The 17,095-nt window shown below is 40.7% G+C and carries 18 protein-coding genes and 1 pseudogene; 11 read left to right on the top strand and 8 right to left on the bottom strand.

Annotated features, from left to right (window positions below):
• Window positions 1-93: 93 nt before the first annotated feature.
• The 4 genes from AC5WOE_RS00755 to AC5WOE_RS00770 form a co-directional block, all read right to left on the bottom strand.
• Window positions 94-555, bottom strand: a complete 462-nt coding sequence (locus AC5WOE_RS00755) for a DUF2690 domain-containing protein (RefSeq protein ID WP_496048098.1) — start codon at window positions 553-555, stop codon at window positions 94-96.
• 324 nt (window positions 556-879) lie between these two features.
• Window positions 880-1,032: a hypothetical protein gene (locus AC5WOE_RS00760; RefSeq protein WP_496048099.1), complete on the bottom strand. Its 153-nt coding sequence runs from the start codon at window positions 1,030-1,032 to the stop codon at window positions 880-882.
• Between the two features lie 67 nt (window positions 1,033-1,099).
• Window positions 1,100-1,450 (bottom strand): hypothetical protein, encoded by a 351-nt coding sequence (locus AC5WOE_RS00765; protein WP_496051654.1) that lies wholly within the window; start codon window positions 1,448-1,450, stop codon window positions 1,100-1,102.
• 13 nt (window positions 1,451-1,463) lie between these two features.
• Entirely contained in the window at window positions 1,464-1,847 is a 384-nt protein-coding gene (locus tag AC5WOE_RS00770; protein ID WP_496051655.1) for a hypothetical protein, read from the bottom strand.
• Between the two features lie 285 nt (window positions 1,848-2,132).
• Between AC5WOE_RS00770 and AC5WOE_RS00775 the strand changes: the two genes are divergently transcribed.
• From AC5WOE_RS00775 to AC5WOE_RS00790, 4 genes are all read left to right on the top strand, one after another.
• Window positions 2,133-3,473, top strand: coding sequence for a tetratricopeptide repeat protein (locus AC5WOE_RS00775; protein WP_496051656.1), 1,341 nt, complete (start codon window positions 2,133-2,135; stop codon window positions 3,471-3,473).
• A 208-nt stretch (window positions 3,474-3,681) separates the two neighbouring features.
• On the top strand, window positions 3,682-3,969 hold the full coding sequence (locus AC5WOE_RS00780) for a nucleotidyltransferase family protein (protein ID WP_496048103.1): 288 nt from the start codon (window positions 3,682-3,684) through the stop codon (window positions 3,967-3,969).
• Complete coding sequence (locus AC5WOE_RS00785; protein ID WP_496048104.1) at window positions 3,966-4,295, top strand: HepT-like ribonuclease domain-containing protein; 330 nt, start codon at window positions 3,966-3,968, stop codon at window positions 4,293-4,295. Before AC5WOE_RS00780 ends, AC5WOE_RS00785 begins: the two co-directional genes overlap by 4 nt.
• A 442-nt stretch (window positions 4,296-4,737) precedes the next feature.
• Entirely contained in the window at window positions 4,738-4,926 is a 189-nt protein-coding gene (locus AC5WOE_RS00790) for a hypothetical protein (protein ID WP_496048105.1), read from the top strand.
• 114 nt (window positions 4,927-5,040) lie between these two features.
• Here AC5WOE_RS00790 and AC5WOE_RS00795 read toward each other — a convergent pair whose 3' ends face one another.
• Window positions 5,041-6,252 carry an MFS transporter gene (locus AC5WOE_RS00795; protein WP_496051657.1) on the bottom strand — a complete coding sequence of 404 codons (1,212 nt, stop codon included), beginning with the start codon at window positions 6,250-6,252 and terminating at the stop codon, window positions 5,041-5,043.
• An 86-nt stretch (window positions 6,253-6,338) separates the two neighbouring features.
• A complete protein-coding gene (locus tag AC5WOE_RS00800; RefSeq protein WP_496048107.1) occupies window positions 6,339-6,917 on the bottom strand; it encodes a TetR/AcrR family transcriptional regulator in 579 nt (192 codons plus the stop codon).
• Window positions 6,918-7,167: 250 nt separating this feature from the next.
• Between AC5WOE_RS00800 and AC5WOE_RS00805 the strand changes: the two genes are divergently transcribed.
• On the top strand, window positions 7,168-8,931 hold the full coding sequence (locus AC5WOE_RS00805; RefSeq protein ID WP_496051658.1) for an MFS transporter: 1,764 nt from the start codon (window positions 7,168-7,170) through the stop codon (window positions 8,929-8,931).
• Between the two features lie 183 nt (window positions 8,932-9,114).
• Here AC5WOE_RS00805 and AC5WOE_RS00810 read toward each other — a convergent pair whose 3' ends face one another.
• Window positions 9,115-9,621 (bottom strand): GNAT family N-acetyltransferase, encoded by a 507-nt coding sequence (locus tag AC5WOE_RS00810; protein WP_496051659.1) that lies wholly within the window; start codon window positions 9,619-9,621, stop codon window positions 9,115-9,117.
• A 325-nt stretch (window positions 9,622-9,946) separates the two neighbouring features.
• On the opposite strand from AC5WOE_RS00810, the gene AC5WOE_RS00815 reads away from it, so the two are divergent.
• The 4 genes from AC5WOE_RS00815 (at window position 9,947) to AC5WOE_RS00830 (ending at window position 14,241) form a co-directional block, all read left to right on the top strand.
• The gene (locus AC5WOE_RS00815) at window positions 9,947-10,216 is read left to right on the top strand and encodes a hypothetical protein (RefSeq protein WP_496051660.1); all 270 of its coding nucleotides are present in this window, start codon (window positions 9,947-9,949) and stop codon (window positions 10,214-10,216) included.
• Between the two features lie 452 nt (window positions 10,217-10,668).
• On the top strand, window positions 10,669-11,463 hold the full coding sequence (locus AC5WOE_RS00820) for a hypothetical protein (protein ID WP_496051661.1): 795 nt from the start codon (window positions 10,669-10,671) through the stop codon (window positions 11,461-11,463).
• Between the two features lie 363 nt (window positions 11,464-11,826).
• Window positions 11,827-13,587 (top strand): MFS transporter, encoded by a 1,761-nt coding sequence (locus tag AC5WOE_RS00825; RefSeq protein WP_496051662.1) that lies wholly within the window; start codon window positions 11,827-11,829, stop codon window positions 13,585-13,587.
• 174 nt (window positions 13,588-13,761) lie between these two features.
• On the top strand, window positions 13,762-14,241 hold the full coding sequence (locus AC5WOE_RS00830; protein ID WP_496051663.1) for a hypothetical protein: 480 nt from the start codon (window positions 13,762-13,764) through the stop codon (window positions 14,239-14,241).
• A 128-nt stretch (window positions 14,242-14,369) separates the two neighbouring features.
• On the opposite strand, the pseudogene AC5WOE_RS00835 reads toward AC5WOE_RS00830, so the two are convergent.
• Window positions 14,370-14,447 (bottom strand): annotated as a pseudogene (locus tag AC5WOE_RS00835) (short-chain dehydrogenase); the annotation flags it as partial.
• A gap of 268 nt (window positions 14,448-14,715) precedes the next feature.
• Between AC5WOE_RS00835 and AC5WOE_RS00840 the strand changes: the two are divergent.
• Window positions 14,716-15,093, top strand: a complete 378-nt coding sequence (locus tag AC5WOE_RS00840; protein WP_496051664.1) for a hypothetical protein — start codon at window positions 14,716-14,718, stop codon at window positions 15,091-15,093.
• A 188-nt stretch (window positions 15,094-15,281) separates the two neighbouring features.
• Window positions 15,282-17,078, top strand: coding sequence for an MFS transporter (locus AC5WOE_RS00845; RefSeq protein ID WP_496051665.1), 1,797 nt, complete (start codon window positions 15,282-15,284; stop codon window positions 17,076-17,078).
• Window positions 17,079-17,095: the final 17 nt, after the last annotated feature.

The raw sequence follows: 17,095 nt of genomic DNA on the forward strand, positions 1-17,095 counted from the left end.
GAGTCGCACCATTGGATTCTTTTATTCTACCTTTTACTAGTTAAGTTTCTTCACCAAGGTCACCCAAGATATCCTCTGCAAAAGGAAACGAAATTAAAACCTATCTGTGTTAGCACGATTACCATTTATGACTCCAAAAGCCCAAGATTTATACGGATCTTTATCCCATAATTGTCCAGTGAAGCAAGAATGTTGCCCATAATCAACATTTCCGTTTCCACCTGAGTTATCACAACCTAATGATTTACCATCTTTTCTATAGATCCTTGCATTGCCATAGTCATTATAAGGAGCAGCTTTGTATAAATACACTTTAGCCCAAGCAGTATGACAGTAAGAACTTCCCCATAATTGTACATACCCAATCGTCGTCCCATTACTATTCTTAATGTACTTGGTTTGATATACAAAAGAGCTTTTGGAAGCACAACCAGTTGTATATGGATTGGTACCGTCATATGACAAAGCATCAACCGCTTTTATTGGGACAAAAAAACTAGAAACGACGAGAGCGAATATGAATATCACCGTAATGCCTGTATAATGCATTTTCATGCTAACATCCCCCCTTTAAATTTTTTGAAATCACCATTATAGACTCGACTTAAGAAAAAATTGATACAAATAATCCCAGCGAATTAATATAAGGCACAAGTCTCGCTTTGCTTGACTGGAGCGTCCTTTATGGCTTTTATAATCGACGCAGAAGACACGCGTAACGAGCGAATTTGGTGAAAAATGTTATTATATTTATATCTGAAATATTTGTTATTATCTTCATAATACAATAAGCAAAAATACCGTGTAAATAGAGGGTGATCCGCTTTCGATTAGGTAATATTTTGTATTTTTTCTTTATACATCCATTTCGATATTCCATTAATAAATACAAACTTCCCACGGTTCTACAACATACAAATACGCATAGCACTCTTCATTACGAAATCTACTTCGATACTCATACCGCTTTAACCCGTCCTTTATCGGATCGTAAAATGGAGCAGGAGTAAAACTTAGAAAAATAGTCTTCATCATAACATCTCCCAAAAGAATCTTTATTGTTTATTCTAGTATCATCTTGTAGAATCCCTCCTACCATTCAAGTAAGCAACTCCAGCAAATAACGTTCTTGCTGGCGCATATTCTCTAACTCAAAGGTAGAAATATAGGTTATAAGAGACGAATGAAATCGGCTGACTTCTGCTTTTTTTCCATTGCGAATAAACCGATAAAGCTCATCCATTTTCTTTTGCGTTATCCCCTCTAGTCCTTGTTTTAAGTGCAATCTTCCATATCGCAAAAGGATACAGATCGATGTCACGACTTCGGAACGAGTGTTAGCTTCTCGCAGATGGTCAACGAGCGGAACATAGTGTTCTGCCTCACTGCAATAATAAACAAAATATTCCGCTAATTTTTTGCCTATTTTCAATGCATCGTTCAACTCCATTGTTCCCACCCTCTTATTCTCGAATTGGATCAGCGAAGATGTCATAGGATTTTCCATGAATATATGTCATTCCCTCTGACATTTCTATCATTTGGGCATCCAATAAGACAAATTCAAGCTTCTTGCCATCTACTGTTTCGATTTGAACCGTACATTCTTTCTTCTGCTGAGACAAATTTTCTTCTAGCTGCATGACGACATGTGTATTTTGCTGATGATCCAAAACATCAAAACCCTTACTTGCGTTTGGCATCAATCGATATGCTGTGGAATTCACGATAAGCTCCCAAAACCGTTTCACTTTAGCCGTTTTTCCAGATACCATGATTTGAATGATATTTCCACCCAGCAATGAGGGCAGCTGTGTATTTACACTTTTGTTTTTTGATTTTTCCATTCCAGACCTCCACTATAAATTTAGGCTGATTCCTGTTCGTTCTCTCTTACCACGAATTATAGCGAAAGATATAATTTCCCATCAATAACCAAATTTTAAATGCTTTTTTCTCGGCTAATTGAAGGTTCTCTCTAATCCATCCTCTTCTCTCTTTAAAAAGCTAGATAATCGACCTTTGCTTCAATATAATTCTGAATGATAATTTAAAAACCAATATTTGATAAATATAAAACATTCAACCATAATATTTATACAAACTATAATTAAAAAAAGTGAGGGAAACACATGGACTTTTCAAAAGATTTACCCATGCTCGCATATATGGCTAGAAAATTTCGCTTGGAGCGTGGACTTTCTTTGGAAAATTTAAGTGATAAAAATATTTCTACTGGGACGATTTCTCATATTGAAAATTTGGAAAGAAACCCTTCTAAGAGTAAAGTGCTGCATCTTTTTCAAAATTTGAATATTAGTGAGGAAGAACTTGAGGAGCTAAAACAAAAGGAGTTAGAGGAAATAGAGACATTAAGATGTAAACTAGAATGCGTAGAGGATTTAATCGATGATGAAGAGTTAGATCAAGCTCAACAACTGCTCACCCGTTATCAACCAACGGAATACCATGCTTTGTTTCCCTATTCACAATATCTACAAGGGTTATACTATTATGGCCTCCAGAATTGGGGAAAAGCAAAAAAAATCTGGAAAGAAACACTTCCTCTTTGTAAAAAACAAACTTTGATTGCCAAACCAAATTTATTGGCAAAGTGCTATAACGAATTGAGCACTTGTTCCTACGAACAAAACAACCTTCAAGAAGCAATTTATTACGCAGATGAAGGGCTGAAACAATTTTCGGAAGAGGAACAAACCGAAATAAAATACGCGTTAATTGGTAATAAAATCTTATACTTACGAAAATCAGATCGTAGAAAAGAAGCAGTTAGACTAGTCAAACAAATATGGTCTTCAATCGATCAAATCAAAAGTGTAAGAGTAAGGTTATTGCTCTATAAGTCTTACTGTATCTTGCACATTGAGAATAATGAACTAGAAGAAGCATTCAATTATTGCAGAGAAAGCATCGAAATTATACATCGAAACGTTTCCCAAAAAAGCTATTTACTTGATTTTGTTAATATATTAGGAAGCATTTATCTTCAACAAAAAAAATATGAGCAAGCGTTGGAATATTTTTATCTTGTTCTAGATTTAGCTCAGAACAAACAGTCATCACGAAGACATGCAGATACCTACACTTATTTAACCAGTTTATATACAACAAAAAATGACTGGGAAAGTGCCCAAACATGTTTGGAAAAAGCCCTTAGAATTGGAAGGGAAATTAATGATGACTACCGATTATCAAAAATTCTTATGATTGCCGGCATTTGCAACAAAAAACAGGAACAATATGATAAAGCAATTCCATTCTTTAAAGAAGCAGTTAGCCTTTGTGAAAAACATGAATATTCTAAACGGACATGTAGCGCTGTATATGAATTAGCTGCATGTTATGATAAAATCGGCAACAGAAAAGAATTTTCTCGGTGGGCAGAGGAGTTTTATCTACTTCAGAGGAAGATCGGTTGGAAAATGGAGGAGGGTTCTTATGTTTTATTTTAAAAGATCGATCGTAGAATCTCCAAATAACTATATGTACGGAGACGGTGAAACAGAAAAATAAACGAATATTATGATTTAATCGAACACCAGTCCACTCGGGCTGGTGTTTCATTACTACATAGATGGCATAAAAAGTAATTGTTATTCGATTACTCATATGAAATAGTGGGTTTGTTACAAATCTCTATGGGAAGGTTGTGAAAGTACTATGGTACTACCTAACATAGATCAGCGACTCCAGATGATTAAACCTGTGTTACAAGAAAAATATAAGGTCAAAAAGTTAGGTTATTTCGGCTCTTATGCTAGGGGCGAACAAACAACAGAAAGTGATATTGATATACTTGTCGAGTTTTCTGCCCCAATCGTTCTGGCATTTGTAGAGCTTAAGCAATACTTAGAAGAAGTAATAGGTATAAATGTGGATTTAGTTACAATGAATGCTTTAAAGCCACAGTTGAAGGAAACGATCCTTAATGAGGTTATTTATCAATGAAAAAAACATTATTTTATTTAGAAGATATATTAGAATGCATGAATAAGATAGAAAAATATATATACGGATTAAATTTTGAACAATTTGACGAAAACCAATTAATTATAGAAGCCGTTGTTCGTAATCTAGAATTAATCGGAGAAGCATCAAAATATGTTCCAGAAGAGATACGTTTAAAATACCCTGAAATTCCGTGGAAAAGCATGATCGAACTAAGAAATATTTTCTTTGAAACTGATGAACAGATTATTTGGGAAATTGTTTCTAAAGACTTTAAAAAAACAAAACCAGCAATTGAAAATATTTTGTCCAGATTTAAAGCATAGTCAAATCATTTAGTATAATAATGAGTTGTTCTTTTCCATCAAAAAACCTTTGAGATTCTTCCCAAGGCTTTCCTCTTCGAAGCTCTATCACTTTCAGGTCTACTGCATAACTGTCCACGTTTAATCTGTATTGTTACCAACACAGTTCAAGGCACCCGGAAGGAGATTCCAAGCCTTGGCGAATACCAACTTGTAGGACACCGTCCGATTATCCCTCGGTGAAGGCTGATACTCTCGGCCTAACTTTACCACTCAAACTTAAGGGAAGCATCCTTCCAACCTCATCACTCCTATTCTGCTATGATTGCCTTTGTTACAGGAATCTCACCTTGTTCAGATCATAAAATTTAGTTAAAATTGTAATTGACAAAAAAGAAAAACCCCTAAAGGGAGAGCTGAGCGAATAAATGCTAGATTTTTTCACAAAATTCAAACTGACCTTTTGACTCTACTCCAGCAAATGATGAGTCTCTGTCAACTTCAAGAGGAAGATCCGATTAATGACCAATTTCACAATCGTTTCTTAACCATTAATGAGCAAGTAGATGCTCAAATACTGATGGAACTCCGACTCAATCTCCCCGACAGAGATTTAAAAGCAATGATGAAATCTGATTTACCAAATACATAGGCTGGTTGGATTTTGTTCTTCCAGCCTATTACATACTATTTATCGACAAACCCCATTGATTGCAAACAACCCTCGATTGTTTGGTTCATCTCCCCTTACAGCTTTATAGAAAAGTCAGTCTTTGTTTTTAGGGATTCGATGAACAAGCCAGCAAAGCAATGCCGCTAATCCCATACTTCCTCCAACTGCACAAACACCATTCCACCCCCAAAGACTCCACGCATAGCTGCTAAGGGCAGATCCAAATGATCCGCCAATAAAACAACTAACCATATACACGGTATTTAAGCGGCTGCGCGCCTCTGGCAGCAGCCTAAAAATCCGAGCTTGATTGGCTACCTGAGTTCCCTGCACACCCAAATCGAGCAAAATAACTCCAATAATTAGCCCTACAATCATTTTACCTGTTAACCAAAATGAACCAAACGCTAATAATACTGCAACAATCATCATGCTAACCAAGAAATAAGGTTTCACTCGATCGACCAGACGGCCAATTACAGAAGCAGCTGTTGCCCCCACTACTCCTACTAATCCGAACAACCCAACGACACTGCTGCCATAACCATAATCTGGCCCTTCTAATAAGAATGCAAGTGATGTCCAGAAGACACTAAAGCTGCCAAATATGAGCGCTCCGATCAGTGCTGCCTCTCTTAGTGTTCTCTGCTGCACAATCAATTCCACGAGGGACCGGAGCACTTGACCATAGGTCATGTTATTGCTCGTATTGGTCTTTGGCAGCCGCCACCACAACATACAAGCAAGTAAGAACATGATTGCTGCTGCAATAAGATACATAACTCTCCAACCCAGTATTTCGCCGATAATACCAGATATCGTCCGGGCAAGCAAAATACCGATAAGAAGACCGCTCATTACAGTACCAATCACTTTCCCTCGTTCTTTTGACGGTGCCAGTTGTGCTGCCAACGGAATAATGATCTGTGGTACCACAGTCGTGAAACCAACTGCCAAACAAGCTGCATACATCCAACTTAAGTTTTGCGCCGATGCTACGCCAATCAAGGATATCCCAACCGCCAGTGACAAAACTACGATAAGATTACGTTTTTCCTTCATGTCACCAAGAGGAATAAAAAGAAACATACCAAATGCATAACCTATTTGTGTAAGCATGGGAATAAAACCTATTTTGTCGGCAGAAACATGAATGGATCTGCCAATTTCGCCTAACAACGGTTGATTATAATACAAGTTTGCGACCGCCAGTCCACAAGCTACCGACATCAACAAGATAAGTCCAGGAAACAACGGTTTTTCTTCTGGCAAATCGATAGTCGAATCTATTTGTGTCTGACTCATGTTTTCCTCTCCTTATGTGTTTATTACCTGCAAATAAATCACTTTTTTATCGGACTAATCGTTCCGAAAACAATAAAAAAAATTGTTCATAGCATCTTGATCACGGATTCCATCATTTCATAGACCACTTTCTTATCACTCTTTATTTTGGACATTACATTTATACTATGATTAAGATTAAGCAATAAGTGTGCAAGAACTTTTATATCTTTTTCGGGGTCAATTTCTCCAGTTTGCTGTCCTTTCCTTAACAGTTCATAAAAAGACTGTTCCAAATCCTCGAGACTTGTCTTTATTAATTTACGAAATTGATCATCCGGTGAATCTAAAGAAATAATGGCATTTGTAATCATGCACCCTCTTGGTAAGAATCCATTAAAGGCATCTGTAATATGCTGGTCAAAATACTGTTTGATGCTCATTTTCACAGTTGAGTTACCAGCCAACAGGCTTCTTTTTTTCTGTCCGATTTTTTTATAGTGGTTAAGTGCATCCATATAAAGTGTTTGTTTATCAACAAAAGTTTCGTACAAACTCGATCTGCTTATGTTCATTGATTCCAACAAATCTGGTATACTTGTCGCTTCATAACCTTTTTTCCAAAAAACTAACATTGCCTGATGAAGCACGTACTCTTTGTCAAACTCTTTTATACGTCCGATCATCATCGCCCCCTTTTCATACTAACTAGTATACATTTTAAGGAACGATCAGTCCAATAATTTACGATGGAGGGGTGAAATCATTTATATTTAGCTTTATGAATTCTGGTATTCATACTTTAGGATCGACATCGAAACAAGAGAAATATATGGATCTCATTACGGGGATCTTAAATAGAAGGTTAACTTGTTATCATCCAGAAAATTAAGTAAAATTAAGGGAAAGGTTCGCTCTTCACGCAAAGGAGTTATCGTGAGAAGGATCGCCAAGTGGCGCACACTTCAGCTGGAATATCTCCAACTAGCTGGGGTGATGCTGTCCCAGATTCTTGTGGTTGCTGCGATTCCAACGTTCATCACTCAACCCCTGCATTTGATTGTGTATGAACAGGGATTGCCGACAGGTATGATTGTCATCTCGTATACCATGACAGCCCTTCTGTTTAACTTGTTTGTTGGAAACATCACAGAGCGATATGGCCCTCAGCGACTATTGCTCCTCTTCTTGCCCTGCTTGGCTGGAGTATATGGATTGTATCCCTTTGCTCATAGTCTTCAGGCATACGTAGCCATCCGGGTACTAAATGGTGTGCTGTTTGCCCAAGTATTGAATGCCATTTTGGTATTTGTTCGTATGAGAGTCTTGTCCGCTAGTGAAAGTTTTCGAGCACAGATTCATGGTCTGATCAATGGGCTGAACTTTCTAGGTGCAGGAGTTGCCACTGCCTATGGATTGAAGCTCGTTCATCACGTCCATCTGCTCTGGCTTCTCGCAGTGTGTTTCGGCGGACTGGCTGCCGTGGTCGTCTCTTGGGTAATCCTAGCTGATCGCTATAACCGTCGAGAAAAAAGATATTGGCGGTGGAAGCTCAAGAAGTCCGTACTCACACTGATTCGCTGGCCACAGAAAGCCTTTAACAAGGAGGCTTTGATTGCAGCCCTTCCCGATGTGGGAATCAGTTCAGCGTACTGGGCTTTTCTCAGCTACTTTACCCCCTATGTCGGCGATCGATCTGGAATGGTTTTCTTCGTTTCCGAGGTAGTAAATGGTGCCTTGTCGATTACGATTATGCACAAACTGGTAGTCCGCTGGAATAAGGTCGTGATCACAAGTGGGATCACATTCTTGATCCTGAGCTTTACCTTGATCCACAAGGATGATCCTTTCTGGCTTCTTCTGTTGATTGGGATGCTCATTGGAATGTCCATGTCCGGTACTGGGCTCGCCATCTTGGAGAAGGTCAACCAGACAGCAAAACGACTGGGAACAGCTAACGCTACTGCTACTACCTTGAAGCAGCTGGGCAGTGTCATTGGTCCCGTGTATGCAGGTCTGATGTGGGGACTATTGGGAGCTGACCGTATGTGGCTCGCCATTGTCCCTCTGCTAATGGCTTCCTTGGGATTCCTTTACTTCGTCAAGCCTAAGCCAAAACAAAAACGAAGTCGAGGGACAAGGATTACCAAGTTCTCTTCTCGATGGCTCTTGTTGAAAATGTGGCTCGATGAAGAGTATTACATGCGATCGCAAAAACACATGGCACATGTAGTTTATGGGGTAAAGCTCGTTGCCTTTGAGAAGTACCAGAGAGAACTCGGGTTGGATCTTCACGTCGCCATCCATCATTTTCAAAAGTATATGCTTCTTCTCTTGAAGATGTTGGAAAGAAACGGTAAGCATTCACGATTCAACGATTGCAATCGTATGTTGTATACATCGCATGAATGGTTGAATGAAAGTGCGGAAGAGTACTGTGAAAAGCTTATCCGTCACTTTCGTGCTAACCAATCGAGGATCATGAGTTCAGAAACAGCATACCATGCGTATCATGATCTTAAACTACTGAAGGAGTTCGACTTTTCTCCAGAAATAGAGCATCTGGAACAGGTTTATAAAAAAGAGATTGAACCTGATCCTGTTCACGATGAATACAGTGAAAGCAGATACCAAACTTGGCTGGAGGGACATAAAAATGGAGTCCGCGTAGATTGGGACCCTCCCAGCGCAGAATTTTGACAGAACCTCCTCTAATTTGAACCCGAGGGTTCATCTGGCTAGACAGTAACATGTTGTCTAGCCACTTCATTTTATCTCATATGCTACAAGGGACGGTTCTTTTGTCGTATTGCTACAAATAAATAATAAATTCTTTACTCATGCCCAAATACTTATTACTCATAAAATCATTTTTAATTAGCATTATGAATTCTGGTATTCATGCTTGAGGATCGACATCGAAACAAGAGAAATATAACTATCTCCCTCTTTGCGGCATTCCCTCGCGATACCTTCTACAGCAAAACCTTCCCTTTCATAAAGTTGCTGAGCTCGCTCGTTAAAATCCTTTACATCCAAGTATAGCCGATGAGCCTGTAATTGGTTAAAGCACCAGCTCTTTAATAGTCTTAGTGCCTCTCTTCCGAAACCTTGCCTCTTTTCATTGATCACGATACGTTTTAAATAGAATGATCCATGAATATTATGAAGATCGTTCATGATAATATATCCAACCTTATTCCCCGTTGAAACACTCTGTATGATCATGTGTTCCATCTCTGGACTCTCCATAGCTTGAGTGTGTTGATCGATTACCCAACAATCAATAAAAGGGGTATTTTCTTTTTCTACTCGAAGAACAAACTCTAAATCACTACTGTTTGTTTTTCTAAATATCAATTTATCTGATTGAATAATTACCTGATTCATTCATTCACCTCTATTTTCATGTTGCATTTTTCTTTAATTTCATAATTTTACCTATTTTCATTTTATTACTTCACGATAAATGAAGCCTTTCTATACTTTTAGGGGAACATCCCAAAGCCAAGGTCAAAAAATAGTCATCGAATCGATGGCTTTTTTGATTTAACGTAAAGAAGTTTCCAAAGCTCCGTTCAAAAAAGGTGATACCATTCAATTGAAAAATAGCGCAAAGATAAGTGATTACTGCGTTTGACAGCTCAAATAGATTGCTATAAGATCGAAATAAGTGGACTTAGTGTGAACACCAATCCTTTAAGGGAGTCGTGACGTGAAGATCATCGATATGATCGATTCCGGGTTCGTCGTCGACCGTGATGGAGCTGCCACCGAGAGGATGGAGCCATTCCCGTGCAACGAGGGAACCATGGCACCGACCTTGGCCATCCGTACCGTGTTGGTCATCCGTACCGGGATGGTCATCCGTACCGTGTTCGTCAGCCGAACCAGGTTGGTCATCCGTACCCAGTTCGTCAGCCGTACCGGGTTCGTCGTCTTCCCAAGTGGAGTGGTCGAGGAGGTCATCTCCCAGCGGGGCTGATCTCTGTCTCGGCGGTTGGCTACTTTCCTGACATCAGTCATGGAGCGTAGTCAGCCGCCGCATCATTTTTATAAAGCAAATCATTATCCGAATAGCACCAGCAATCCCCAGTTCTCACCCTGCCCCCAGATAATTTTACCCCACCCCAAGGAGCTACTGTATCAAAATTGGATCAACTACTTTTATCTTTTTTGCTCCTACTGAATAAACAAACTCTTCCCATAAGCACATCTACTGTCTGCGTTTTGCAATAGGTTCATTTCACACTCCCTTTCAAACTTTACATTTATCCCCTATATATTATCATATAAATCTATTTTTTCTTAAAATATTGGTGCTATCCTTCATTTTTTCTAATAAATAAAGCTAAAAAATTAACTTTCGTTAAATGCTATATATAAATAATTTTATGCTATTATTCGGATATATAATCGCGTTCGAAGGAGAATTCTATGAGAAAGATATTAGGTTCAATTTGCATTTTTTTAATCCTTTACTTTATTATTATTTCTATATTTTCAGATGACCCAGACAGCACGGCCACTTTTTCAAACAAAAATCTGGTAAAAAAAACAGAGATGTCTACTTTTTACACCGATACTGATAAGTTGAAGGATCGTTCGATCGTGATCTATGGACAAATCTCCAATATCTCGGATGGAAAACTTCAGATCTACACTGACCCGGATTTAAACAACGACGTTTTCATCAAAGGAAAAACGGATCAATGGAAAGGAAATGATTTTGTAAAAGTAAGTGGTGTCGTTGCAGGAGACTACGAGTACACAAATACGTTAAACCAAACTCGCCATTCTCCCATGATTATTGCTACAAAAATAGAAAAATCTGATTATGTAACATCTTATTATCCTGCTACTCATGTAATCTCAGTGAATCAGGAGAAAAATCAGTTTGGAAACAAGATCAAAATAGAAAGAGTAGAGTTAGCAGAGAAACAAACACGAGTCTATCTAAAAATCACCAATGATTCCAAGTACAAATTCAATTTCTATATCGCTCAAATGCACTTGATTCAAAATGGGAAGCAATATGAATTGGACAGTTCCTACTCAGGAACTTATAAAGAAGTACCAACTCAAATTCTCCCTGGTACCGTTTCTGATGGTGTGGTCACATTTCCTGCTATCCATTTTAACCAGCCATTCACGATTTACATGGAAGGGTTTAGTTATAACACGGATATAGACCTGCAACCATTTGTAGTAAATGTGAAAAATGACAAATGAACCTCAAGCAGATAGAGAATAATTTGTAGATAGTTTTGTACTTTCACGCTGAGCAGTCAAGGATCACGATGTGTTCAAAAACAGCATACCATGCGTATCGGAATCTGAAACGAATGGATGAGCTCGACTCAAATAATGCAAAGCCTTTGAATAACCCAAAGGCTTTTTTCTATCCATTAACCTGTGATACTAACAGATTGTGCATCTGCCAGACAATCCAAATCATAAAAATCCACGTTCCGTCTCACCAGAACACATGTAATACTAAACAGGTACAGGACCTTAAATAGAACAAACTTGTTATCATCCAGAAAATTAAGTAAAATTAAGGGAAAGGTTCTCTCTTCACTCAAAGGAGTTTTGGTGAAAAGGATTGCCAAATGGCACACACTTAAGCTGTCATATCTCCAACTAGCCGGGGTGATGCTGTCCCAGATTCTTGTAGTGGCTGCGATTCCATCGTTCATCACTCAACCCCTGCATTTGATTGTGTATGAACAGGGATTGCCGACAGGTATGATTGTCATCTCGTATACCATGACAGCCCTTCTGTTTAACTTGTTTGTCGGAAACATCACAGAGCGATACGGCCCTCAGCGACTATTGCTCCTCTTCTTGCCTTGCTTGGCTGGAGTGTATGGATTGTATCCCTTTGCTCATAGTCTGAAAGCTTATGTGGCAATTAGGGTACTAAATGGCGTTCTGTTTTCCCAAGTATTGAATGCCATTTTGGTTCTTGTCCGTATGAGGGTCTTGTCCGCTAGTGAAGGCTTTCGAGCAAGGATTCATGGTCTGATCAATGGGCTGAACTTTCTAGGTGCAGGAGTTGCCACGGTCTATGGACTGAAGCTCGTTCATCACGTCCATCTACTCTGGCTGCTCGCGGTGTGTTTCGGCGGACTGGCTACCGTGGTCGTCTCTTGGGTAATCCTAGCTGATCGTAAGAACCGTCGAGAAAAAAGATATTGGCGGTGGAAGCTCAAGAAATCCGTACTCACGCTGATTCACTGGCCACAGAAAACCTTTAACAAAGAGGCTTTGATTGCTGCCCTTCCCGATGTAGGGATCAGTTCAGCGTACTGGGCTTTTCTCAGCTACTTTACCCCCTATGTCGGCGATCGTTCTGGCATGGTTTTCTTCGTCTCCGAGGTGGTAAATGGTGCCTTGTCGATTACGATTATGCCCAAACTGGTAGTCCGCTGGAATAAGGTCGTAATCACCAGTGGGATCACGTTCTTGATCCTGAGTTTTACCTTGATCCACAAGCATGATCCTTTTTGGCTTCTTCTGTTGATTGGGATGCTCATCGGACTGTCCATGTCCGGTACAGGACTTGCTATCTTGGAGAAGGTCAATCAGACAGCAAAACGACTGGGAACAGCAAACGCAGCTGCTACTACCATGAAGCAGCTTGGCAGCGTTATTGGTCCCGCGTATGCGGGTCTGATGTGGGGACTGCTGGGAGCGGACCGTATGTGGCTCGCCATTGTCCCTCTGCTGATGGCTTCCTTGGGATTCCTTTACTTCGTCAAGCCTAAGCCTCAGCAAAAACGAAGTCGAGGGACGAGGATTACCAAGTACTCTTCTCGATGGCTCTTGTTGAAAATGTGGCTGGATGAAGAGTATTACATGCAAAGAAATAAACTTCACACCCCGCATTACGTATATGGGAGACAACTCGTTGCCTTTGAGCAGTACCAGAAGGAACTCGGGTTGGATTTCCACGTCACCATCCATCATTTTCAAAAGTGTTTGCTTCTTCTCTTGAAGATGGTGGAAAGAAACGGTAAGCAATCACAATTCAACTTTTGTAATGAGCTGTATGCGCCGCGATGGTTGGATGAAAGTGCGGAAGAGTACTGTGACAAGCTCCTTCGTGCTGAGCAGTCAAGATTCACGTGGCGTTCAGAAACAGCATACTATGCGTATCATGATCTTAAACTACTGAAGGGGTTCGACTTTTCTCCAGAAATTGCATACCTAGAAAAGGTTTATACAAAAGAAATCAAACCTGGTCTTCCTGATGGCCATGAACAAGATAGAAGAAGAAAAGAACTTTGGCCGGAGGGAAGTAAAGAGGGATTCTCCTTCACACTTCCCGATATAAGACATTTCCGGATGTGAGTTCTCATTGCCACTGAGGTAAGAAACGAACTCCATCCATCGTACAAAGCTCCCCGTACTGACTTCGGTCGGTACGGGGAGTGCACATTTTAGGGAATGAAGGTTAACTTGTTATCATCCAGAATATTAAGTAAAATAAAGCGAAAGGTAAGCTCTTCACACAAAGGAGTTTTGGTGAAAAGGATCGCCAAATGGCGCACACTTCAGCTGGAATATCTCCAACTAGCTGGGGTGATGCTGTCCCAGATTCTTGTTGTTGCTGCGATTCCATCGTTCATCACTCAACCTCTGCATTTGGTTGTGTATGAACAGGGATTGCCGACAGGTATGATCGTCATCTCGTATACCATGACAACCCTGCTGTGTACCTTGTTCGTCGGAAACATGACAGAGCGATACGGCCCTCAGCGACTGTTGCTCCTCTTCTTGCCTTGCTTGGCTGGGGTATATGGATTGTATCTTTTTGCTCATAGTCTTCAGGCATACGTGGCCATCCGGGTACTAAATGGTGTTCTGTTTTCCCAAGTATTGAATGCCATTTTGGTTCTTGTCCGTATGAAGGTCTTATCCGCTAGTGAAGGTTTTCGAGCAAGGATTCATGGTCTGATCAATGGGCTGAACTTTCTAGGTGCAGGAGTTGCCACGGTCTTTTGAATATTCTTAAAATAATATCTAGTTTGATTATGAATCAGTATTTTGATGAATTTCTTTTACACATGAGACGTTAAAAAAAGTCAGACCACACATTTTTTCGTATTTATTACATTATCTAGATTATTATAAGAAACAATCCAAACACGATCACCTTTTACAAAAGCATCACCTAAACCCTTACTTGCCCCAAGTATAAGAAACCTCATGTTTTCTCCACTCTTCCCTTAGCTTATTGAAATTTATTTTTCCCCTAGGAAACAGGAACAAGACCATCAACGATATCAATCAGCATTCCATGAACTCTTGCTAACACCTCCTAACTTGAGAAACAACATTTATCTATTTACGATTGATTAACGATTTCTTAACACTAATCATCTTGAATGTCTGTTACCGTGCAATAAATAATATTACTAGCAAGATCAACAATCACGCGAGTTGGATGTCTATGACGTCCAGAAAAGAGAAACGAAGATGAGTGGTGCAACCACTCCCAGCTCCCAAAAAACCGAAAACGAGCCCAAACACGTCATCAGCCCCGACGAGATGGAGAGGCGGCTTCGACTCCACATCCCCACTGAGTTCCCAGGAGGGAATTGGAGGACAGAAATTGAAACGGCGAGGTTCATCAACACCCTTCTCGAAACCAATCTATCCGAGTCGGTCATCACCGTCCCAAACCAGCTAACCCAGCTCATTTGGGATCAACCCCGTCGAGTACAAGAGAAGCACAGCGTACATGACATTAGTGGCCTCGGGTTTGGAAGGGGGGATGCAATCCGCCTCCAAGACAACCGGTGGCTGGTTATCTATCAGAACATGTTCCAACAGTACTACTGCATCGTCATCTAACCATCTCTGGACGTGAGTTCTCATTGCCTAAGGTAATAATCGAACTCCATCTATCGTGCAAAGCTCCCCGTACTGACTTCGGTCGGTGCGGGGAGTACGCATTTTAGAGAAAGATGGTGAACTTGTTATCATCCAGAAAATTAAGTAAAATTAAGGGAAAGGTAAGCTCTTCACGCAAAGGAGTTATCGTGAGAAGGATCGCCAAGTGGCGCACACTTCAGCTGGAATATCTCCAACTAGCTGGGGTGATCCTGTCCCAGATTCTTGTGGTTGCTGCGATTCCATCGTTCATCACTCAACCCCTGCACTTGGTTGTGTATGAACAGGGATTGCCAACAGGTATGATTGTCATCTCGTATACCATGACAGCCCTTCTGTTTAACTTGTTTGTCGGGAACATCACAGAGCGATACGGCCCTCAGCGACTATTGCTCCTCTTCTTGCCTTGCTTGGCTGGGGTATATGGATTGTATCCCTTCGCTCATAGTCTGAAGGCATATGTGGCAATCCGGGTACTAAATGGTGTGCTGTTTGCCCAAGTATTGAATGCCATTTTGGTATTTGTCCGTATGAGGGTCTTGTCCACTAGTGAAAGTTTTCGAGCAAAGATTCATGGTCTGATCAATGGGCTGAACTTTCTAGGTGCAGGAGTTGCCACTGCCTATGGATTGAAGCTCGTTCATCACGTCCATCTGCTCTGGCTGCTCGCAGTGTGTTTCGGCGGACTGGCTGCCGTGGTCGTCTCTTGGGTAATCCTAGCTGATCGCTATAGCCGTCGAGTCAACCGTCGAGAAAAAAGATATTGGCGGTGGAAGCTCAAGAAGTCCGTACTCACACTGATTCGCTGGCCACAGAAAGCTTTTAACAAAGAGGCTTTGATTGCAGCCCTTCCCGATGTGGGAATCAGTTCGGCGTACTGGGCTTTTCTCAGCTACTTTACCCCCTATGTCGGCGATCGTTCTGGCATGGTTTTCTTCGTTTCAGAGGTAGTAAATGGTGCCTTGTCGATTACGATTATGCCCAAACTGGTAGTCCGCTGGAATAAAATCGTAATCACAAGTGGGATCCTGTTCTTGATCCTGAGCTTTACCTTGATCCACAAGCATGATCCTTTTTGGCTTCTTCTGTTGATTGGGATGCTCATCGGAATGTCCATGTCCGGTACAGGACTTGCCGTCTTGGAGAAGGTCAACCAGACAGCAAAACGACTGGGAACAGCTAACGCTACTGCTACTACCTTGAAGCAGCTCGGCAGCGTCATTGGTCCCGTGTATGCGGGTCTCATGTGGGGACAGTTGGGAGCTGACATTATGTGGCTCGCCATCGTCCCTCTGCTGATGTCTTCCCTGCTATTCCTTTACTTCGTCAAGCCTAAGCCAAAACAAAAACGAAGTCGAGGGACGAGGATTACCAAGTTCTCTTCTCGATGGCTCTTGTTGAAAATATGGCTGGATGAAGAGTATTACATGCATGGAAAGAAACTTCACATCCCGTATGCAGTATATGGGAGAGAATTCGTTTCCTTTGAGGAGTACCAGAAAGAACTTGGGTTGGATCTTCACGCCGCCATCCATCATTTTCAAAAGTGTATGCTTCTTCTCTTGAAGATGGTGGAAAGAAACGGTAAGCAATCACAATTCACCTTTTGCAATGAGCGGCTTGTACCACGATGGTCAAATGAAAGTGCGGAAGAGTACTGTGAAAAGCTTGTCAGTCGCATTCGTGAAGATGAAGATCGGTCAAGGTTCCCGTGGCGTTCAGAAACAACAGCATGCAAAGCGTATCGAGTTCTTAAAATTCTGAAGGAGTTCGACTTTTCTCCAGAAATTGCGTACCTAGAAAAGGTTTATGCAGAAGAGCTCGAACCTGGTCCTCCTAATGGCTATGAACAAGATAAAGGAAGAAAAGAATTTTGGCCGGAGGAAAGTAAAGAGCGATTCCCCTGGGAGAACCTTTACGATATAAGTTCGGATTCATCCGACTAAACATCTATGGATGTGAG

It is taken from the genome of Shimazuella sp. NTD248 (assembly GCF_059510395.1).